A 21,445-nucleotide genomic window follows, 5' to 3' on the forward strand; every position below is an offset into this window, starting at 1 on the left:
GAGCCCCGCCATGCGCTTCAACCACTTCGACCTCAATCTGCTGCTGGCTTTTGACGTGCTGCTCGAGGAGCAGAACATCACCCGCGCCGCCGAACGCCTGAGCATGACGCAATCTGCAACCAGCGGTGCGCTGAGCCGTCTGTGCCAGTACTTCCAAGATGAACTGCTCGTACAGGTAGGGCGCAAGATGGTCCCAACCCCCTACGCGCTGGAGCTGGTGCCCAAGGTACGCGACGTGCTCATGACCCTGCGCGCTTCGATCGTGGCCAAGCCGGTATTCGAACCGGCATTGAGCAAGCGCCACTTTCGCGTGATCACCTCCGACTACCTGATTACCGTACTGCTGGCGCAAGTCATCGAGACCGTACAGCGCAACGCACCGCATATCACCTTCGAAATACTGGGGCCCAGCGGCAGTTCGGACGAGTTGCTCATGCGGGGCGAGGTCGACCTGATAATCGTGCCCGAGCGCTACGTGCATGACGAGCATCCCTCACAGATGTTGTTCGAAGAAGAGCACGTGTGCGTGATCTGCCGGCATAACGTACAGGTCGGTGAGTCGCTAAGCCTTGAACAGTACATGGACATGGGGCATGTGTCGGTGGCGTTCGGCCGCAACCGGCACCTGAGCATCGAGGAATGGCTGATGAGCCGATACAGCTTCAAGCGCCGGCTGGAAGTGATCACACACGACTTCAACACCCTGGCGCAGTTGCTGGTCGGGACCCAACGCATCGCCACCATGCATCGGCGCCTTGCTGAACGCTACGCCAACTACCTGCCCCTGCGATTGCTGGAACCTCCCATGGAGTTGCCGCTGATGCGCGAATATATGGTCTGGCATCGCAGCCTGGATCAAGACCCAGTGCATCAATGGTTGCGAGAGCAGATCGTCAGCGCGACGTTAGCGTGGTCCGCCAAGCCATCCTGAAAAACGATGGCTGGCATCCATACTAACGATTGGCCAGATAGCTTGCCCTTCCATTACCGTCGGTCTCAACGACCTCGCCGATAATAAAAGGACCGCGAATCATGTTCCGCTACTTCCCCACCAACTACGTCTGGAACCTCTCCGTGGACCTGGCCATCGAGATGGGCGCGCGCATCGGCGAAATCGAGCAAATGTGCGCGCCCCTGCAAGAGGCCTCTCGGCAGCCAGATGCGGAAGGTGTGCGTGCCTTTCGTGACACTTGGGCAAAGATGGCCGACAAATTATGTTCGCTGGCGCAGGAAGACCAAGCAAAAGGCCGCCTGCTGTCGGCGGGTGAAAAATACAACCGAGCGGCTATCTACTACATGACCTGCGAGCGCCTGCAGGGTCATGGCGCTGCGGGCCGAGAGGCGCTTTATCGTACTTTTCTGAACACGTTCGCCAAGGGCCTCGAGCTGTCAGGCGATAACTGCGAGCGGGTGGAGATTGCGTACGGCGATAGCCATCTAAGCGCGCTTTATGTACGTGCTGAAGGCGTTCAGGGGCCTGCGCCGATCCTTGTGCAGGTCAACGGTCTGGACTCCACCAAAGAACTCAAATACCGCGTGGGCCTACCCACCTGGCTCGCCAAGCGCGGGGTTTCGTCGCTGGTCGTCGATCAGCCCGGCACAGGCGAAGCGTTGCGCCTGCAAGGTCTGGTCGCGCGCTTCGACAGCGAGCACTGGGCCAGCCGCGTGGTGGACTGGTTGCAAACCCGTGCAGAGATAGATCCGCAACGGATCGGGATGGAAGGTGTCTCCCTTGGCGGCTATTACTGCCCGCGCGCCGTGGCGTTCGAACCGCGATTCGCCTGCGGCGTGGTCTGGGGCGCCAACCATGACTGGCGCGATGTGCAAAAACGCCGATTGGAAAAGGAGGGCAATTTCCCGGTGCCGCATTACTGGGAACATGTCAGCTGGGTGTGGGGCGCCAAGGATATTGATCAGTTCATGAGCCTTGCCGAAAATGTCCACCTCGACGGTATCCTCGATCGCATCAAGGTGCCGTTTCTGGTCACCCATGGCGAAAAGGATTCACAGATCCCTCTCAAGTGGGCACAGCGGACCTACGAACAGTTGGTCAACAGCCCCAAGCGTGAACTAAAGGTGTTCACCGAGCGCGAAGGGGGCGTGCAGCATTCAAGCTTTGATAACAGTATCAATGCCGGGCATTACATTGCCGACTGGGTCGCAGAAGTGCTGGGAGGGTCCACGGCACGCTCGCAAGGCTGACGCGACAGACCAGTCACCCTGGGTACCTGTTCCGATCGGGATTGGCTTTCGGTGGCTCGGACGCTTAACTGATCTCTGTATGGACTCGGTGGCAACCGTATGGCCAATACAGATTGTGCGATCAACGGTCTGATCCGTAGATGTTAGAATCATTGGCGAGCCTGACCTAACGCGGGTGCGCATTGGGCGTTTTGGGACGTCAACCTCGAATAACCAGACGGGCCGGAAGGTGCAGTAATGTTTCTAAGTCTTGAAGTTCGCCGCTATGAGAGGGAAACCCCTCACCACCACCACGATCATGCTCAACTGGTACTGCCGATTCGTGGCGAAATGGAAATTGACGTAAACGGTTGCGGCGGCTGCATTGATCAATCATTGGCAGCGCTTGTGACACCTGGCTCGATCCATTCGCAGCAGACTCACCTCGATAGCCGTTTTTTAGTTTTGGACTGTGCGCCGACGACTCTGGAAACGATCCAGATCGAGCGTCTTGCTCAGAAAATATATGTGCCCATTTCCCCCGCAACTCGTCGGCTTATAGAGTTCGCCGAGCTAATCGGCAACGCACAATTGTCCATCGCGGCCTCCCAATTGGGGCCTCTGCTTTTGTCGTCCCTAAATCCGGAAATCTCCTGCTTTCCAGACCCCATGGAGCAGTTGATCACTCGTCTTCGGGCGGATCCTGGAGCGAATTGGAGCAATGAGGCCATGGCTCAAGTAGCAAAAATGAGCATGAGTCAGCTGCACCAACGTTTCCGGCTACTGTTCGATATGAGTCCGCAAGCTTGGTTGACTGATTTACGCCTGCAAGAAGCTCAACGATGGTTGCGTGGAACCTCATTGACCATATCCGAGATTGCCTTGCGTGCCGGCTTTTGTGACCAGGCATCGCTGACTCGTGCCATGCAGCGCGTGAGGGCCACGACCCCGGCGGTTTATCGTAAAACGCAAAAACAGTCTGGGTAAAAAATCCCGCAGTTACCGACAATACTCCCCGAATCAGTTGCTCCAGACTTCATCCATAACGCTTTGGAGCGCGGATGAAATGTTTGCTGATCGATTACTGCTAAAGGGCATTGTCTACGGAGTTTGCGCGGGCCTGTGTTGGGGGGTGATCTTCCTCGGCCCCCAGCTCACCCCGGGGCTGAGCGGCCTGCAATTCGCCGTTCTGAGATTTCTCTGCTACGGCGCGATTTCGGTGGCCTTGCTTATGCCCCGCTGGAGGCGCGTTTGCGCCAATCTCACTATGGCCGACTGGAAGTCACTCTTCTGGCTTAGCCTGATTGGGAACCTCATTTACTACACGCTGGTGGGCACCGGTGTGCAGTTGGTTGGCATTGCCACAACGTCCCTGATCGTCGGACTCATTCCGGTGTTCGTCACGCTGGCAGGCCGTCATGACGTCAACGCCGTTTCTTTGCGCAAGCTCACTCCCTCGCTGTGCTGCGCTGTGGGCGGGGTCACACTTATCAGCTGGCACGCACTGATCAATGGCGACAGGCCCGATACACTGACAAACATCGCCGGAATTCTATGCGCGGCGGGCGCGTTAGTGACATGGAGTTGGTTCGCAGTGAGCAACGCTCGGCGGCTGGCTCAGGTAGCCAGCGTTTCCGCCCATGACTGGGCACTGCTGACAGGGGTCATGACTGGCGCTCAATCACTGCTTTTGGCGGTACCTGTCCTGGGTTGGCAAGTCGGAACGCATGGCAATTCCGAATGGCTACATTTTGTCATGGTAGCCGGTGGCGTAGCGTTTTTATCTTCGGTTGTGGGTGGTGCGTGCTGGAATCAGGCGAGCCGACTTCTACCCCTTGCACTCAGCGGACAAGTGCTCGTGATTGAGACGTTAGCGGCGCTGGTTTTTGGATTTCTATGGGAGCATCGGCTGCCCGACTCATATGAAATTGCGGCGATTGCACTTCTGGTCACCGGTGTCGTGTGGTGTCTGAATTGTCATCGTACTCCCCGTCACTCTCCGGCTGTTTGACTCGTACAGACGCTACAGTGACAGGAATACTGTGGCCGCTGATGTGGAATTGGCCCATCTGCTGAGGCTTCACTGACCCACGCTGTTGCTCACCACATCCACTCTGGCATTAGCTTTTGAATTATCTTGGGCGGTGCAAGCTTGTGTCGGCAGATCGGTCAATCCTGCATCAGCAGCAACAACCCAGACACTCGCGCCCGGATCAAATCCTGCTATTTTGCATCCCAGTCGGGAGCAAATGGTGGCTGGACGAAACGCTGGTCCTTCGGCAATGCCGCGATCAGCTGTCGATCCTCCTCGTCCAGGGTCACATTCAACGACTGCAGATTCGACATTTGGTTTTCCCTTCGCTGTGCTTTGGGAATCGCAATCACGCCCTCCTGCTGCAGCAACCAAGCAATAGCCACTTGCGCTGCGGTAGCGCCGTGTTTGGCTGCTATTCGAGTCAGGACCGGATCTTGAGTAGCGCGCCCCTGAGCCAATGGTGCGTGGGCAACGAGCGGGATGTCCCTGGCCCGTAAAAAGCCCAACAACGCGCTTTGGTCCAGAAACGGATGGTATTCGACCTGCACGGCTGCTATTGGCGCGCCGAGTTGGTCAATGGCCTCACGGAGCATGGGCATATTGAAGTTGCACACGCCGATGCCTCGTATCAGGCCTTGATCGAGCAGTGACTGCATCGCGGTCATCACCTGCGCCATGTGCATTGAAGGCGAAGGCCAATGCACCATGAACAGATCAATGTAATCCACATCCAGCTTGTTCAGACTTACCTTGAAGGCCTCCACCAGAGCCCCAGGCTCCAGTTGGTCGTGCCAGACCTTCGTCGTCAGAAAGATATCTTCCCGAGCAACCCCAGACACTTTGATTGCACGCCCTACAGCGGCTTCGTTGTCGTACATCGCAGCGGTATCGATGTGCCGATAGCCTAGATCCAGTGCGCTCTCTACAACCGCCTCGCAACCATCTCCCGGCATGCGAAATGTGCCGAAGCCCAGACGGGGAATCTGCAAACCTTTGGATCGTATGCTTTGCATGATCTTGAGCCTTCAAGGATAGGTATCTAGTAATTCACCAAGCGTCGCCTGAATTTCGATAGCGAAGCTAGGTGACTCGGCGCCCCTAGTGAACCATGTCTGAAAGTATATTGCGTGGGGATTGTGATATTGCCAATAAGTCGGAGCCTGGCCAGTACCGTGATTCATCGTACCTGGCAATCGTGGGTCCTTGAACGACATGACCAGCTGTACCCGTAAGCCCCTACGTGTCCTAAAAGGTGGGGACAATGACATTGTGACCATCATCCAAAGATCTCATCCTAGCTCTCATCGGCCCCGTGCAACCCCGGAGTGCCGGATCCGTCATTGATGCGCTGATTGATGAACAAGGGTCTGATTAGCCGCCCTGCTCATCTGCATCTCTAACTATGAGGCCCCATGATGAGCATCGTTGATATGGAAACCGTAAACCTTTATACCGAACATTGGCTCGCCCGCGAAGGCGGCCATCTCTATGCCAGGCACTACCCAGGAGCCGGTCCGGCCTTCGTCCTGATGCACGGTTTCCCCGACAATCTGCATATCTACGATGGCTTGGTGCCGCACCTGATCGCTGCGGGCCGCCGCGTGGTCACTTTTGATTTCCTGGGCTTCGGCGCATCTGATAAGCGAGACACCACTGTTTATGGTTTCAAACAGCAATTGGATGATCTCGTGGCAGTGGTCGAGGGACTGCAACTGGGCAAAGTCATCCCGGTAGCGCACGACGCAGCAGGGCCGGCGGCGATCAACTTCGCTTTGGCGCACCCCGCCAGCGTCCATTCATTGTGCCTGCTCAACACGCTCTACGCAGCCACGCCCGCCGCCCGCCTGCCGGAACTGATCGAGCTCTTCGCCCAACCGGGCCTTACTGCGCTGGCTGGCGAGATCATCCAGAGTCCAGAGCAGATGGGCTTTTTACTGAATTTTCAGTTTGGCAAATTCCAGGCCAGTCTCAACGAGCACCACCGAGCCTACAGTGAAGCCTTCCTGGGTCCGATTGTGGTTGGCAGTTTCATGCAGCAGCCGAGTTCGGCGCGCGCGTTCGTAGCCCTGGCAGCGGATCTGTTTGCCGAAATTGGCCGCAACACGGCGCGTCTGGCGACCTTTGAAAATCTGGATGTCCCAGTGAACATCCTGTGGGGCACCAACGACCCCTACCTCACCAGTGGCATGGCCCACGACTTTAAACAGCATCTCCCGCATGCCTCGCTGACCCTGGTTGATGCGGGGCATTGGCTGATGATCGATGAGCCTGAAATTGTTGCTCAAAAAATGCTGGCGTGCGCCTGAAACCACCCACTGACCGAGGATTATCCCATGAACGTAATTGATGACCTGACCCATCGCAATAGCATGTTTGCAGACAACGATTTCAATGCCCAGCTACAGATCATGCCATCGATGAAGACCGTAATCATCGGCTGCGTCGATCCCCGGGTGGACCCCGCCGACATCTTCGGTTTGAAACCAGGCGAGGCTGCCGTGATTCGTAATGTGGGGGGCCGCATCAACCCTGCGACTTTGCAGAGCATGGCTATCGTACGCACTGTAGCGGTGGCCGACGGCAAAGAGGTCGGCCCGGGCTGGAATCTGATCGTGTTGCACCACACCGACTGCGGTATTGCCCCTTGCCTCCTCCACGCGCCCGCATTGCTGGCGAAAAACCTCGGTGTTGAAACCGCCGAGCTCGACAAGCTCGCTATCGCTGACCCTTATGCGGCGGTCGCGATCGACGTGGCCGCGCTCAAAGCCAATACCCAGCTGCCTGGCGGTTTTCTGGTCACTGGCATGGTGTACGACGTCGATACCGGCAAGGTTGAAGTCGTCGTGCCCCCTGCCCTGTTGCGTTCTGAAGCTTGAATACCTTTTCCTTTGTCACCGAGTAACGCTCATGAACTTCACTTTCCGCTCATTGGTGGTAACGATCGCCCTCGCGCTCTGCCTGCTCGATACCGCTCAGGCCGGCCCATTGCCAAAAGTACCCACCACCAAAATCATTGCCATTGGCTCGGTCACCCCAGGCGCGACCAACGAGGCCGTCAGTGCCGTACTACCCCAGGAAGTCCGCGAAACCGTTCAGCTGCATCTGGATGGCAAGATCGAACAGTGGAACGTGCGCAACGACAAACTGGGTGTGGTTTTTATCCTAAACATGACCAACGTCGACGAAGCCAAGGCGATCTTCGCCAGGATGCCGCTGGATCGGGCCGGTTTGATCTCTTTTGAATTCATTCCCGTGGGGCCTTTGTCGCCCCTTTCACTGTTGCTGGCCCCGGCGAATCCCTGAGAGTGCTTCGGCCTATCTGACGGCGCCCTCCCCAAGAGCGCCGTTTTCGTTTGCTTGCTGCACAAGAGGCTTTTATGAAGGAGATCGGGCTCATTCTGTACCCGAAGTTTCAAGTACTTGGTCTGGCGATGTGTTCGGCTTTCGAGCTGGCCAACAACCTGGTGGGGAGAGCGGAGTATCAGCTGCATCTGCTGTCGGAGCATGGTGGCTCCGTCCAGACCTCGGCGGGCTTTGCGGTTGAGACATCGCCGCTGATGCGCCGCGCGTTCGACACCTTGATCGTCATGGGCGATAGCGGCCAGCGGGAGATATCGACGCGCCTGGTGGATTACATGCGCGATGGCGAGGCTACCACGCGCAGGCTCGGCTCGATCTGCACGGGCGCCTATGTGCTCGCCCACGCCGGTCTACTGAATGGACGCCGCGCCACTACTCATTGGTATCGGGCCCGGGAGTTTCAGCGGGCCTTTCCCAAGGTCAAGCTTGAAGAGGATCGGATATTCATCAATGACGGCAAATTCTGGACTTCTGCCGGTATGAGCGCATGTCTTGATCTAGCGCTCGCCTTTGTCGAGCAAGACCTTGGAGGCGAACTAGCCCGCTCGGTGGCTCGACAGCTGGTGCTGTACCACCGCAGGGCGGGTGGCCAATCGCAGTTTTCGGTCATGCTGGAGATGCAGCCGAGCACGGATCGGATTCGGGCCGCGTTGGCCTACGCCAAGGAGAATTTGAAGCGCGATCTATCGGTCGATGACTTGGCCCATGCAGCGAACTTGAGCACGCGACAGTTCAGCCGTGTATTCCAGGCTGAGACCGGCCAATCGCCGGCCAAGGCGATCGAAAACCTGCGCGTGGAGTCAGCGCGGTTGATGATAGAAGCAGGGCAACGCTCGATCGACCGAGTCGCGATCGACACCGGTTTTGGCGATCGAGAAAGAATGCGGCGTGCGTTTTTGCGGGCCTTTGGCCACCCCCCACAAACTATTCAGCGGGCCAGCCTCGGTTGAGGTCTTGGCCCATAGGCGCATCCTTTAGCCATTGTTGCCCTGGGCTCGGTGGTCGGCGGGGGCGGTTTCGGCGGCTTGTATCAACAGCCAAGCCAGTAGTGCGGCGATCCCTGCGAATGCCGCACCAGTCAACAGGATGGCCTGGTAGCCGAAGCAATAGCTGCCAAGCGCCAGGACACGAAGGGCTGGCGACCCGCCGCCGGATAGATCTCCGGCGCCAATGGCATGCACAAGAGCATCCGCTGTAAGCGCAGAGTCGACAGGCAAACCGGCCACTACGCGAGCTTTGATTTGCACCAGCAACACCGCGCCGAGCACAGCGAAGCCAATGACAATACCGGCAAAGCGGATAGTGCCGGAGATACCCGATGCCATCCCGGCGCGCTCCGGCGGTATGACCGACATGCTGACCTTGGCCGTTTCACCATTGAGCGTGCCGGCGCCGATTCCCATCAGCAGCATCCCTGGTAACAACGCCACGTAGTGCAGTTGAGAGATTGCAACGGCTACCCAGGTCAAACCCGCCGCTATAAGCCCAAGGCCGCCCGTGAGCAGTACCCGACCACTCAACCGGTGAGTCAAGTACGCGGCCACCAACCGGGGCACTACAAACAGCGGTACGGCGATAGGCAACATGAGCAACCCGGCGGCTTGGGGGCTATAACCGAGGCCATTCTGAAAGAACATCGGCAGATAAGTGAGCATGGTCAGCAGCGAGACAGAAAACGCCAGGCCCGAGAAAATGGCGCCCAGGTAGGTGGCGCGGCGAAAGAACGCGAAGTCGACCATAGGGCGGTCTTGTACATGCTCGACCCCCAGAAACAGCAGGAATGACAGCGCCGCGCCCGCGAATTCCAGCAGTACCGCACTATCGCTCCATCCCCGGTGATTACCGGAGATCAGCGCCAGCGTCAGCAAAAACAGACTGGTGCTGAAGGTAACGGCTCCAGGGACGTCGACCCGTGTCGCGTCAGGGTCCCTGGACTCAACCAGTGTGCGACTGACCAGCACCACCAGCACAACACCGATGGGGATGTTGATGTAGAACGCCCACTCCCACCCAAAATGCTCGGTGATGAAGCCTCCTACGACGGGCCCCAGCGCAACTGCAATACCGATCACCGTGCCCCAGAATGCGAAGGCGCGTGCGCGATCGGCGCCGCGAAAGCTGTGGGACAAGGTCGCCAAGGCGGCGCTGAGCTGCAGAGCAGCCCCTGCGCCTTGAAGCGCACGCGCCAGATTAAGCACCGTGGCGCTGGGTGCGGCGCCACAAATGAAAGATGCCAGGGTGAAAATCACCAGCCCGACTATCAGCAGGCGCTTGCGCCCATAACGATCGGCAAGTGCCCCCGCCGGCATCAGCAGTGCGGCGAAGCTCAGCGTGTAGGCGCTGACCACCCATTCGATGTCCGCAAAACTGGCACCCAAGGTGCGCGCGATGGACGACAGCGACACCGCGACTATATTAGAGTCCAGGTTGATCATGAACGAGGGAACGGAAACACACAGCAAGATCAGCAGTCGCTGTGTGGCGTTGACGGAAGAAGGCTTGCTGATGTCCATGGGGTTCGTCTCGCACGGGGCATTGGCTATGATGGGCCTTTAGCGTACAACCATAATACAAAGGCCTGTACGTCACCGGGGCCACTCTTTCGGTCATCAGGCGCACATTTCATGCAAAATATCGGATTGATCCTTTACCCCGGCTTCCAAGTACTAGGGTTGTCGATGTCCGCCACCTTCGAAGTGGCCAACATGATGGCCGAACGTGAGGTCTATACCGTCACGCTGCTGTCCGAACAGGGTGGGCTGGTGCAGTCCTCCGCAGGCTTTGGGGTCGATACCAAGGCGTTTGATCAGCGCCGCTTCGACACCCTGCTGATCCTCGGCGACAACGTGGTCAGGCCGGCGTCGCCCGGGCTGATCCAGTACATGCGTGATTCCAGCCCTCTGACCCGCCGCGTAGGGTCGATCTGCACCGGCTCCGCCGCCTTGGCAGAGGCGGGTCTGCTCTCCGGTCGCCGGGTGACCACCCATTGGGCCCACGCGCAGGATCTGCAACGGCTTTACCCCGATATCACGGTGGACGAAGACCGCATCTTCATCAACGACGGCCCTGTGTGGACAGCTGCGGGGATGAGCGCCTGCATCGATTTGGCGTTGGCGCTGGTAGAGAGCGACCTAGGCAGCGACATCACCCGTTTGGTGTCCCGGCAACTGGTGGTCTATCACCGTCGCGCCGGGGGCCAGTCGCAGTTTTCGGTCATGCAGGAACTTGACCCCAAGACCGACCGGATTCAAACCGCCCTGACCTACGCGCGGCACCACCTGAAAACCGAGCTGTCGGTGGATCAGTTGGCATATGTCGCCAACCTCAGCCCTCGGCAGTTCAGCAGGATTTTCACCGCGCAGACGGGCAAATCCCCCGCCAAGGCAGTCGAACAACTGCGGGTGGAAGCCGCGCGGCTGATGATGGAAAGCGGGCATCAGTCGATCGACGTCGTCGCTACAGAGAGTGGCTTTGGGGATCGCGAGCGGATGCGGCGGGCCTTCACGCGTGCATTCGGCCAGCCTCCTTCCTACTTCGCGAAAACGCAATCATAGATTCAACATGACCGAAAAGGTGGGAACCGCGACCTACGGCCATAGCATTACACCCTTAATCTTAACCTCACTGAAACCCAACCCCAGTGAGGAAAACCCCATGACCATCATCAAAGCAGCCGCCGTACAAATTGCTCCCGTGCTCTACAGCCGCGAAGGCACCGTGGAGAAAGTGGTGCAGAAGATTCTCGAACTCGGTGACAAAGGCGTGCAATTCGCCGTTTTCCCCGAAACCATCGTCCCCTACTACCCCTACTTCTCTTTCGTGCAGACGCCATTCGAAATGGGCGCCGAGCATTACAAGTTGCTCGATCAAGCGGTCACCGTCCCCTCGGCTGCGACCGATGCCATCGGCAAGGCCGCCAAGCAGGCCAACATGGTGGTGTCGATCGGTGTCAACGAACGTGATGGCAGCACGCTTTACAACACTCAATTGCTCTTCGATGCCGACGGCACACTGATTCAGGCACGCCGCAAGATTTCCCCCACCTATCACGAACGCATGATCTGGGGCATGGGCGATGGCTCCGGCTTGCGTGCCGTGGATAGCGCCGTGGGCCGCATCGGCCAACTGGCCTGCTGGGAACACTACAACCCGCTAGCCCGTTATGCGCTGATTGAAGACGGCGAGCAGATTCACGCGTCGATGTATCCAGGCTCGTTCGCTGGCGAACTATTCACCCGCCAGATGGAAGTCAGTATTCGCATGCATGCCCTGGAATCCGCGTGCTTCGTGGTCAACTCCACGGCCTGGCTGTATCCGGAGCAGCAAGCGCAGATCATGAAAGACACCGGCACCTCGATCGATCCCATTTCTGGCGGCTGCTTCACTGCGATCATCGATCCCCAGGGCGAAATCATCGGCTCAATGACCGAAGGCGAAGGCGAAGTGATCGCCGACCTGGATCTCTGGGAAATCGACAAGCGCAAGCGCCAGATGGACGGGCGCGGGCATTACAGTCGCCCGGAGATCCTGAGCCTGGTCATCGACCGCACGGCTCACAGTCATGTGCATGAACGTGCGACTCATCCTAAGGTCGCCGAACTGGAACAGCGCGCCAGTAACAACCAGTAACGCACCTTCTTCCCTCTCGCACACCGCCGCTCATCACGGTGTGCATGACTTTTCTCGTCTCAAGGAAACCATCATGACTCGTATCAGTATATTGACCGCCGAACAAACACCAGATGCCTCTCGCCCATTACTGGAAGGCGTCAAAAAGGCCTTTGGCGGCGTGCCAAACGTCTTCAAAGTGCTGGCGCATTCCCCTGCCGTATTGGGCACCTACTTGCAGTTTCACCAGGCCAATCAAGGCAGTTCGTTGACCGACCTGCAACGTGAGGTCGTTGCACTCGCGGTATCCCAGGCCAATGCCTGCGAATATTGCCTGGCAGTCCACACCGCCATCGGTGGCAAGGCCGGGCTGTCCGCTGACCAACTGCTGGGTGCGCGAGACGGCAGCTTGGACGCATATGCTCACTTCGCCCGCGCAGTCGCCGAGCATCGCGGCAACGTGAGCGACCAGGTCATCGCCAGCGCACGGAGCGCAGGCCTGTCGGATGAGGTGCTGCTTGGCATCATCGCGCAGGTCACGCTGCTGACCTTCACCAACTTGCTTAACAACGTTGCGCAAACCACCATTGATTTTCCACCTGTGGCGCTTTAGCACCTGCACAGGCAGCCGCTCGTGGCGAGGCTCATCTCGCCACGAGCAACTGCCAACCTCGCCACCCCGTCACGGTTTTGCCTTGCGCCCTTTCCCTTCACCACAAATCCTGATCCCGACGACCGGCCAAGCTAATTTGCACAAGTCACTTTCATTATGAAATTCACTATGTAATATTATGACCATCATTCAAATAAACCTTGTGGAGAAGTCCATGAAACGAGCCACCTTCCAGCCCATGCCGTGCCCTGTCGCCAATGCCCTGGAACAGATCGGCGATGGCTGGAGCCTGCTGATACTGCGCGATGCCTTCTATGGCCTGCGCCGCTTCGACGACTTCATCAACAGCCTGGGCATTGCCTCCAACACCCTGACCCGGCGCCTTAACGACCTGGTCGCCAACGGCCTGATGGAGCGTCGTCCCTACCAGGACAACCCGCCCCGCCACGAGTACCACCTCACCGACGCCGGCCGTGATCTGCGCCAGGTCATCCTGACCCTGATGGCCTGGGGCACCCGTCACTCCAACGTTGGCGACAAGGTGTTCCTCGCCGATGAGCAAACCGGTCAGCCCGTCGACCTCGCCCTGATGGATGCCAACACCGGCAAGCGCATCACCCGCGAAGGCCACCGCATTCATGTCGCCGCCGATGCTGACGCACTCACCCAATGGCGAGTGCGCGCCGGCCAGGCCTACCGCGACAACGACGCGCTGGTCGCCCCTTTTCCTAACTGAAACCCAAGAGGTCCGCCCGCCATGGACGCTAAAGTCACTACCACCGCGCAAAACGAAACCCCCGCCGCGCCTTCGAAGCGCAAGAAAGTCCTGCGTCTGGGCCTGCTGACTCTTGCAGTCGTCGGTGCCCTGGGCTACGCCAGCCACTGGTGGCTGACCGGGCGCTTCATCGAAGACACCGACGACGCCTACGTCGGCGCCGATGTCACGGTAATCAGCGCTAAGGTGCCGGGCTATATCAGTGAAGTCGCGGTGCAAGACAACCAGTTCGTCAAGGCCGGCGACCTGCTGGCGCGCATCGATGTACGCGACTATCAAGCCGCCCTGGCCAAAGCCGATGGCGCGGTCGCCGCGCAACGGGCCACGCTGGTCAACCTGGACGCCACCGAGCAACTGCAACAGGCCATGATCAACCAGGCCAAGGCGCAGCTCGATGCCACCGATGCCGAGACTCAACGCGCCGGCGACGACCATAATCGCTACCAGAATCTGGTGCGCACCCAGGCCGTCTCGGTCGAAAGCGCGCAACGGGTAGACGCCACCTGGAAAACTGCCCGCGCCGACCATGCCCGGGCCGAAGCCGGCCTGCTGGCAGCGCGGCGGCAACTGGACGTGATCGAAAGCCAGCGTGGCCAGGCCCGCGCCGCCATGCAACAAGCCCAAGCCGAACGCGACCAGGCACAACTGAACATCGGCTACACCGAACTGCGCGCCCCCGTCGACGGCTATGTCGGCAACCGCCGCGCCCGGCTCGGTGCCTATGCCGCAGCGGGTAGCCAACTGATCTCGGTGGTGCCCGCCCAAGGTCTATGGATCGACGCCAATTTCAAGGAAGACCAACTGGCGCGCATGCAGATCGGCCAAGGCGTCAGTGTGCGCGCCGACATCCTCCCCGGCCGCGAATTTCACGGCCATGTCGAAAGCCTGGCGCCCGCCACCGGCGCGCAATTCAGCGTGCTGCCCGCAGAAAACGCCACCGGTAACTTCACCAAGATCGTTCAGCGCGTCCCCGTGCGCATCCGCCTCGACAGCGCGGACTCCGCCTTCGGCGCACTGCGCCCAGGCCTGTCGGTGGTGGCTGAAATCGACACTCAACAGGCGCCCGAGCACAAGGACGTAGCCGTGGCGGTGCAGCCATGAATTCGCCCATGCCAACCCTGAGCACGGGGCAAAAAGTCGCCGCGTTCGCCACCATGTGCGTTGGCATGTTCATCGCGCTGATCGACATCCAGATCGTCTCCGCTTCGCTCAAGGACATCGGCGGCGGGCTGTCGGCCGGCGCCGATGACACCGCGTGGGTGCAGACCGCCTACCTGATCGCCGAGATCATCGTCATCCCCATGTCGGGTTGGCTGTCCCGGGTGATGAGCACGCGCTGGCTGTTCGCCGTTTCTGCAGCGGGTTTCACCTTGACCAGCCTGCTGTGCGCGCTGGCCTGGAATATCCAGAGCATGATCGCCTTTCGCGCCTTGCAAGGGTTTCTCGGCGGCTCGATGATCCCTCTGGTATTCACCACCGCCTTCATGTATTTCACCGGCAAGCAACGGGTCATCGCCGCGTCCACCATCGGCGCCATCGCTTCGCTAGCGCCCACGCTGGGCCCGGCGGTGGGCGGCTGGATCACCGATATCTCGTCCTGGCACTGGCTGTTCTACATCAACCTGGTGCCCGGCCTGTTCGTGACCTTCGCGGTCCCCATGCTGGTGAAAATTGACCGGCCCGATCTAAGCCTGCTCAAAGGCGCCGACTACCTGGGCATGGCGCTATTGGCAGTGTTCCTCGGCTGCCTGGAATACACCCTCGAAGAAGGCCCGCGCTGGAACTGGTTCAGTGACAGCACCATCGCCACCACCGCCTGGATCACGGTCATCGGCGGCGCCCTGTTCATCTGGCGCTGCCTTGCAATCAAAGAGCCCATCGTCGACCTGCGGGCACTGGGCGATCGTAACTTCGCACTGGGCTGCCTGTTCTCGTTCATCACCGGCATCGGCATTTTCGCCACCATCTACCTGACGCCATTGTTTCTCGGTCGAGTGCGTGGCTATGGCTCGCTGGATATCGGCCTGGCGGTATTCTCCACCGGCATCTTTCAACTCCTGGCGATACCGGTTTACGGCATGCTCGCCAACCGCATCGACCTGCGCTGGATATTGATGTTCGGGCTGGCGCTGTTCGCCTTGTCGATGTGGGATTTCTCGCCCATCACCCACGACTGGGGTGCCAAAGAGCTGTTGCTGCCACAGGCAATCCGCGGCTTTGCCCAACAGATGACCGTGCCACCGGTGGTCACCTTGACACTCGGTGCCCTGGCGCCCGACCGCCTCAAGCTCGCCTCGGGCCTGTTCAACCTGATGCGCAACCTCGGTGGCGCCATTGGCATCGCCGCCTGTGCCACGGTGCTCAACGATCGCAGCAACTTGCACTTCCTGCGCCTGGCCGAAAACCTCAACACTCGCAACGAGCCGATGAACACCTGGCTCGACCAGTTGAGCGGCAGCGCACAAGCACTCGGGCAGAACAGCCTGGACGCCGGCCAGGTAGCACTGCGCCAACTCTGGGCGCTGACCTGGCGCGAGGCGCAAACGTTGACCTACGCTGACGCCTTTTTGATGATCATGGCCTGCTTCATCGTCGCCACCTTGCTGGTGCCTCTGATGCGCAAGGTCCAACCGCCGCAGCAGCCGTCCGCTGACGCCCATTGATTGCCTTTTGAGGAAGCTCCCATGAACACCCTTTCGATGAAAAAAAGCGCGGCCAATAGAATGACGATCAACATTTTACCTGCCGTGCGCTTCACCTTCGCCGCCCTGACGATCGCCCTCGCCGGCTGCACCGTAGGCCCTGACTACCAGCGCCCAGCCGACACGGCCGCCGCGCAGTTCATGGCCCAGGACGCCTTGCAGCACCGCCAGGGCTCGCGCCCTGCGCCAGCGCTGGACACCTGGTGGCAGGGTTTCAACGACCCCCAGCTGACCCGCCTGATCCAGACAGTACTCACCCAGAACCTCGACCTGGCCGTGGCCATGGCGCGGGTCGAGCAAGCTCAAGCCGTCGCGCGCCAGGCGGGCGCCATACGGGCCCCGCAAGGCAGCCTCGATGGCCAGGTGGTGCGCCAGCGCCAATCGCTGGAAAGCCCCGAAGGCCAACTGGCCAGCCACCAACCCGGCTACAACCGCAGCCAGACCCTCAGTGACATCGGCGTCGGCGCCAGCTGGGAACTGGACCTGGCCGGCGGCCTCAAACGCGGCGAACAGGCTGCGCTGGAAGACGCCCAGGCGGCGCAGGCCAGCCAGGCCAGCGTGCGGGTCTCGGTGGCTGCCGAAGCCGCGGATGCCTATTTGCGCATCCGCGGTGCCCAGCAGCGCCTTCGCGTCGCCGAGCAGCAGATCAGCAACCAGAGCGACCTGCTCGGGCTGGTCGACAAGCGCCTCAGCCAAGGCATCGGCACCCAACGCGAAGCCTCCCAGGCCCGGGCGGTATTGCAGCAGGCCCGCACCACCCTGCCGCCGTTGCGCACCGAACTCGCCGTGCAACTCAACCGCCTCGACATGCTGATGGGCGCCACCCCCGGCACCTATGCCCGTGAGCTCACCGCCAGCACCGCGCAGGACTACACCTACCAGGTGCCGCAGATCCCGGCCGACATCGCCCCCAGCCAGATGCTGCGCCGCCGCCCCGACGTGATCGCCGCCGAACGCCGGCTGGCCGCCAGCAACGAACGCATCGGCCAGGCCACCGCCGAGTTCTATCCCAAGCTCTCACTCGGCGGCTTGCTGGGCTTCGACAGCCTGCACGGCGGCTCGCTGCTCACCGATCAAGCCTTCCAGCCCCAGGCCATGCTTGGCCTGCACTGGCGGCTGTTCGATTTCGGCAAGGTCGACGCCGAGGTCGCCCAGGCCAAAGGCGCCAACGCCCAGGCCCTGGCCGAATATCGCCAATCGATGCTGCGCGCCAGCGAAGACGTCGAAAACGCCGTGGTCACGCTGGTCCAGCTCGAAGCCCAACGCCAGGACCTGGCGCTGGAAATCACCGCCCGCCAAGCCGCCCGCCGTGCCGCGAGCGAAGCCTACCAAGGCGGCGCCGTAAGCCTGATCGAAGTCCTCGACGAAGACAGCCAACTGCTGCGGGCTCGCGACCAGATGGCCGAACTCGACGCCAACGATGCCCGCGCCGCCGTGGCCACCTTCCGAGCATTAGGCGGCGGATGGACACTGAACATGCCGCAAAGCGCTGACAAGCAAATCTCGGACAACCAAACCTCATCAAGGAAATCGCTATGAACACCCTCACCTACCCAGTCAACGAATCAGCGTTGATCCTCGTTGATGTCCTCAACGACTTCCTCGCCGAGGACGGCAAGCTCCATGAAGCCATGGCGCCGATGCTGGAAAAGACCCAGCTGATCGCCAACCTGCAACGCCTGCTCGAGGGCGCCCGCGCCAAGGGCCTGAAGGTATTCTTCTCGCCCCATGGCCTGGATGCGCACAGCTTCGACAACGTACCCCACCTGCATCCGAGGTTCCAGATGGCCATCGACCAGCAGATCTTCTGGAAAGGCAGCCGCGGCGATCAATTCTTCGCGCCCTTGCAACCTCGCCCGCACGAGTTCGTGGTGAGCCACCACCGGATGTTCAGCTCCTTCCATGGCACCGATCTGCAAGTGCAACTGCAACGCGAAGGCATCCACAAGGTGATCGTCGCCGGGCTGACCTCTCAGACCTGCGTCGAAGGTACCGGCCGCGACGCCCTTGAAGCCGGCTACCATGTCACCTTCATCAAGGACGCGGTCGCCGATTTCACCGAGGCGGCCCATCGCGCGGCGCTGGAAATCTCCTATCCTGTGTTTGGACACGAAACGCTGACGGTCGATGACTTTTTGGCGGCGATCGTGCCAGCCGAGCACCTAACGCTTCCATGACGCGCGGCATGCGTTTCAGGATATCGCTCCCCTACTTCACACCCTCCCCTTTTAGCGTGCGCTAGCAGCGCGTAGTACGCGATTGATCACAGGAGTTTCGGCATGCGGATACTCGGTCACACCCTCATCGGCCAACGCAGTTTCATGGGCAGCGGCGGCGCCGTCCAGGCCTTCGCTGCGGCTACGGGTGAAGCGCTTACGCCGACCTTTGGCGCCAACACCCTGGAAGACGTGAATGAAGCCTGCACCTTGGCCCAAAACGCTTTCGATCCCTTTCGCAGCCTGCCGGACACCCAGCGCGCGGACTTTCTGGAAGCTATCGCCAAGGGAGTGGACGAACTGGGTTCGACCCTGATCGACCGTGTCCATCTGGAGACCGGCCTGGCGCTGCAACGCCTGATTCCCGAGCACCGGCGCACCGTCAATCAGTTGATCATGTTCGCCGATCTGCTGCGCAGCGGGCGCTGGGAGCAAGCGGTGATCGACACCGCTCTACCCGACCGCAAGCCGCTGCCGCGCGCCGATATACGCCAACGCAAAATCGGCGTTGGGCCGGTTGCGGTGTTTGGCTCGAGCAATTTCCCCCTGGCATTCTCGGTCGCTGGCGGCGACACCGCTTCGGCACTGGCGGCCGGCTGCCCAGTCATCGTCAAGGCGCACCCAGCCCACCTGGGCACCAGTGAACTGGTCGGGCGGGTCATCCAGCTGGCGGCCAAGGCCACCGGCATGCCCGACGGGGTGTTCTCGCTGCTGATCGACTCCCACATCGAAATGGGCCAGGCGCTGGTCGCTCATCCGTTCATACAGGCGGTGGGTTTCACCGGATCACGCCGTGGCGGTCTGGCGCTGGTCAACATCGCTCAAGGGCGCGCCGTACCCATCCCGGTGTATGCCGAGATGAGCAGCGTCAATCCGGTGTTTCTGCTGCCCGGCGCACTCGCCGAACGGGCCGGCAGCATCGCCAATGCGTTCGTCGAATCGCTAGTGGTCGGCGTCGGCCAACTGTGCACCAATCCGGGCTTGCTGTTGGCCGTCAAAGGCCCAGACCTGGAAGCCTTCGTGCAGGCAACCGCCGAGGCGCTGGCCGCCAAGCCGGCAGGCACCATGCTCAGCCCCACTATCCATGCGGCCTACCTGCATAGCATCGATGCCTTGCGCAACCTCCCGGGTGTCCAGCAAGCGGCGGTCGGCCAAGCGGCGCAGGACAAATCCCAAGGCCAGCCGGCGTTGTTCCGAGCGACATTCGCCAATTTCGCCGCGCAACCCAAGCTGGCGGAAGAAAACTTCGGGCCCAGCGCTGTGTTGGTCGAATGTGAGAGCGTCGAGCAACTGCACGTGGCGCTCGCCAGCCTCGAAGGCCAGTTGACCACCACCCTGCACATCGGTCCGGGCGATGAGGCAAGCGTGCGCGCGCTGTTGCCACTGATGGAGCGCAAATCCGGGCGAATCCTGTTCAATGATTTTCCGACCGGGGTCGAGGTGAATAACGCCATGGTGCATGGCGGTCCTTACCCAGCTACCTCGGATAACCGCAGCACCTCAGTCGGGAGCACGGCCATCGAGCGTTTTCTGCGCCCGGTTTGCTACCAGAACGTGCCACAGGAATTTCTGCCTTCCGTGCTTCACGACGACAATCCGCGCGCGGTCTGGCGGTTGCAGAACGGGGTCCCTGCGCAAGATTGACGGCACGGCGATTGACCGGTCAGCACTCAATCCCGGTCCCGCGATTCTGTTGAAACAGGCGGATTTTCAGATCGCCGCGCCGCCATACCTCGTCGTCGCAAGCGATCCAGTTTCTGGATGCGCTTGAGGTGGGCGAATAACACTTCGACCTTTTTACGTTCGTGACAAGATCACTGAGGAAAAACTCAATTCAGTGTCCGGGATCAGTTGACCACTACACTCATTAAGTTGCTTGGGCCGAGGATCTTCGGTCATAACTATAAGATCGCGAGAAAGCATTCCAGTTAGCCGACTCTGGGCAGGAGATTACCCAATGATGCCTGGTTGTGGTCATAAGCAAATATACATTTCGCATAAGGCGAGAAAAGATCAGTCGATCACATGGAGTTAGGTCGACCTCGGCGCTAGTGCCCAAGCCACGCTGTACAGCGTCAATGCGATACCGCACCACTCAATGGTAGCAGGGCGGTACTGCTCTCATCGCATCGAGAGCAACACGGCGATTGCCGGTGTCACGACTTCAATATACATCGCCTTTTGTGCACCAATCCGATGGATCAATGTAAAGAGCGCACTAAACGTTAATACCGAACCAAAGAGTGATAGATAGCATAGCGATACCCAGTAGCTAGTTTCGGTCGGCAAGCGCCACTCTGTTCCGGTAAGCGCGACCCAAAGCGCGACCGAAAACGCCCCCCAGAACATGGCCCATGCCAACGTCAACATCGAATTGCTTGAAGATTGGCGTATTTTTACCGCCGAAACACCCCCCATAGCGAATGTCAGCGTAGCCGATAGAGCCAGTCCGAGTCCGATAAAAAATGCGCCGCCCTTGCCACTTGATATACTCACCCAAGTAAGTCCCACGGTCTGCGAACACATCATGATAACTCCGCAGCCAGCAACAGCAGCCGCACTAAATATATGCCATGTCAATGGTTTGCCGAACACGATGCGTTCAAAAACAGGGCTCCAAAAAACCACCAGAACGAAAAGAACACTCATGAGCCCCGACAGTAAATAACGCTCGGCATGGTATACGCCAACATATGTGATACCGAAAGTAGTGACCCCTTGAAATATCAACCACCGCTGTGTCTTCCAGTTAAGCCATAGGCGATCACCACGCAGTGCACACCATACAAACAGGCTGCTCGAGGCGATGGCAAAGCGGTACACCACCGACACCGTAGGATCTACCTGCCCAAGCTGAAACGTGATGGCAAAATAGGTGGATCCCCAGATAAGGGCAGCTCCTATAAATAAAACTATTGTTGGCACAGAAAAACTCCCTTCAGAATAATGCGTTGC

20 protein-coding genes are annotated in these 21,445 nt (G+C 59.8%); 17 read left to right on the forward strand and 3 right to left on the reverse strand.

Annotation, left to right across the window (positions count from 1 at the left end):
- The first annotated feature begins 10 nt into the window (after positions 1-10).
- From LIX93_RS26470 to LIX93_RS26485, 4 genes are all read left to right on the forward strand, one after another.
- The gene (locus LIX93_RS26470) at positions 11-931 is read left to right on the forward strand and encodes a LysR family transcriptional regulator (RefSeq protein WP_226507009.1); all 921 of its coding nucleotides are present in this window, start codon (positions 11-13) and stop codon (positions 929-931) included.
- Between the two features lie 101 nt (positions 932-1,032).
- Positions 1,033-2,202, forward strand: coding sequence for a prolyl oligopeptidase family serine peptidase (locus LIX93_RS26475; protein WP_226507010.1), 1,170 nt, complete (start codon positions 1,033-1,035; stop codon positions 2,200-2,202).
- A gap of 237 nt (positions 2,203-2,439) precedes the next feature.
- Positions 2,440-3,168 (forward strand): AraC family transcriptional regulator, encoded by a 729-nt coding sequence (locus tag LIX93_RS26480; RefSeq protein WP_226507011.1) that lies wholly within the window; start codon positions 2,440-2,442, stop codon positions 3,166-3,168.
- 79 nt (positions 3,169-3,247) lie between these two features.
- Complete coding sequence (locus LIX93_RS26485) at positions 3,248-4,192, forward strand: DMT family transporter (protein ID WP_226507012.1); 945 nt, start codon at positions 3,248-3,250, stop codon at positions 4,190-4,192.
- A 212-nt stretch (positions 4,193-4,404) separates the two neighbouring features.
- On the opposite strand, the gene LIX93_RS26490 is transcribed toward LIX93_RS26485, so the two are convergent.
- A complete protein-coding gene (locus LIX93_RS26490) occupies positions 4,405-5,229 on the reverse strand; it encodes an aldo/keto reductase (RefSeq protein ID WP_226507013.1) in 825 nt (274 codons plus the stop codon).
- A gap of 399 nt (positions 5,230-5,628) precedes the next feature.
- On the opposite strand from LIX93_RS26490, the gene LIX93_RS26495 reads away from it, so the two are divergent.
- From LIX93_RS26495 to LIX93_RS26510, 4 genes are all read left to right on the forward strand, one after another.
- A complete protein-coding gene (locus LIX93_RS26495) occupies positions 5,629-6,522 on the forward strand; it encodes an alpha/beta hydrolase (protein WP_226507014.1) in 894 nt (297 codons plus the stop codon).
- A gap of 27 nt (positions 6,523-6,549) precedes the next feature.
- On the forward strand, positions 6,550-7,092 hold the full coding sequence (locus LIX93_RS26500; RefSeq protein ID WP_226507015.1) for a carbonic anhydrase: 543 nt from the start codon (positions 6,550-6,552) through the stop codon (positions 7,090-7,092).
- Between the two features lie 31 nt (positions 7,093-7,123).
- Positions 7,124-7,519 (forward strand): hypothetical protein, encoded by a 396-nt coding sequence (locus LIX93_RS26505; RefSeq protein ID WP_226507016.1) that lies wholly within the window; start codon positions 7,124-7,126, stop codon positions 7,517-7,519.
- A gap of 74 nt (positions 7,520-7,593) precedes the next feature.
- Entirely contained in the window at positions 7,594-8,526 is a 933-nt protein-coding gene (locus LIX93_RS26510) for a GlxA family transcriptional regulator (protein WP_226507017.1), read from the forward strand.
- 24 nt (positions 8,527-8,550) lie between these two features.
- Here LIX93_RS26510 and LIX93_RS26515 read toward each other — a convergent pair whose 3' ends face one another.
- Positions 8,551-10,089 (reverse strand): MFS transporter, encoded by a 1,539-nt coding sequence (locus LIX93_RS26515; RefSeq protein ID WP_226507018.1) that lies wholly within the window; start codon positions 10,087-10,089, stop codon positions 8,551-8,553.
- Positions 10,090-10,200: 111 nt separating this feature from the next.
- On the opposite strand from LIX93_RS26515, the gene LIX93_RS26520 reads away from it, so the two are divergent.
- The 9 genes from LIX93_RS26520 to LIX93_RS26560 all read left to right on the forward strand — a co-directional run bounded on the left by LIX93_RS26520 (position 10,201) and on the right by LIX93_RS26560 (position 20,134).
- Complete coding sequence (locus LIX93_RS26520; protein ID WP_226507019.1) at positions 10,201-11,130, forward strand: GlxA family transcriptional regulator; 930 nt, start codon at positions 10,201-10,203, stop codon at positions 11,128-11,130.
- A 100-nt stretch (positions 11,131-11,230) separates the two neighbouring features.
- Complete coding sequence (locus tag LIX93_RS26525) at positions 11,231-12,205, forward strand: nitrilase-related carbon-nitrogen hydrolase (protein WP_226507020.1); 975 nt, start codon at positions 11,231-11,233, stop codon at positions 12,203-12,205.
- 73 nt (positions 12,206-12,278) lie between these two features.
- On the forward strand, positions 12,279-12,797 hold the full coding sequence (locus LIX93_RS26530) for a carboxymuconolactone decarboxylase family protein (RefSeq protein WP_226507021.1): 519 nt from the start codon (positions 12,279-12,281) through the stop codon (positions 12,795-12,797).
- Between the two features lie 214 nt (positions 12,798-13,011).
- On the forward strand, positions 13,012-13,533 hold the full coding sequence (locus tag LIX93_RS26535; protein ID WP_226507022.1) for a helix-turn-helix domain-containing protein: 522 nt from the start codon (positions 13,012-13,014) through the stop codon (positions 13,531-13,533).
- A gap of 21 nt (positions 13,534-13,554) precedes the next feature.
- Positions 13,555-14,673, forward strand: a complete 1,119-nt coding sequence (locus LIX93_RS26540; protein WP_226507023.1) for an HlyD family secretion protein — start codon at positions 13,555-13,557, stop codon at positions 14,671-14,673.
- Positions 14,670-16,235, forward strand: a complete 1,566-nt coding sequence (locus LIX93_RS26545) for a DHA2 family efflux MFS transporter permease subunit (protein WP_226507024.1) — start codon at positions 14,670-14,672, stop codon at positions 16,233-16,235. Before LIX93_RS26540 ends, LIX93_RS26545 begins: the two co-directional genes overlap by 4 nt.
- A 21-nt stretch (positions 16,236-16,256) precedes the next feature.
- On the forward strand, positions 16,257-17,813 hold the full coding sequence (locus LIX93_RS26550) for an efflux transporter outer membrane subunit (RefSeq protein ID WP_226507025.1): 1,557 nt from the start codon (positions 16,257-16,259) through the stop codon (positions 17,811-17,813).
- Entirely contained in the window at positions 17,810-18,451 is a 642-nt protein-coding gene (locus tag LIX93_RS26555) for an isochorismatase family cysteine hydrolase (protein WP_226507026.1), read from the forward strand. The genes LIX93_RS26550 and LIX93_RS26555 overlap by 4 nt, the downstream gene beginning before the upstream one ends.
- A 102-nt stretch (positions 18,452-18,553) precedes the next feature.
- Entirely contained in the window at positions 18,554-20,134 is a 1,581-nt protein-coding gene (locus LIX93_RS26560; protein ID WP_226507027.1) for an aldehyde dehydrogenase (NADP(+)), read from the forward strand.
- 477 nt (positions 20,135-20,611) lie between these two features.
- Here the strand turns inward: LIX93_RS26560 and LIX93_RS29770 are convergent, their stop codons facing one another.
- Positions 20,612-21,415: an EamA family transporter gene (locus LIX93_RS29770; RefSeq protein ID WP_226507028.1), complete on the reverse strand. Its 804-nt coding sequence runs from the start codon at positions 21,413-21,415 to the stop codon at positions 20,612-20,614.
- Between the last annotated feature and the right edge of the window lie 30 nt (positions 21,416-21,445).

The sequence above is a fragment of the Pseudomonas sp. MWU16-30317 genome (assembly GCF_020515695.1).
In the GTDB taxonomy this organism is placed as follows: Bacteria; Pseudomonadota; Gammaproteobacteria; order Pseudomonadales; family Pseudomonadaceae; genus Aquipseudomonas.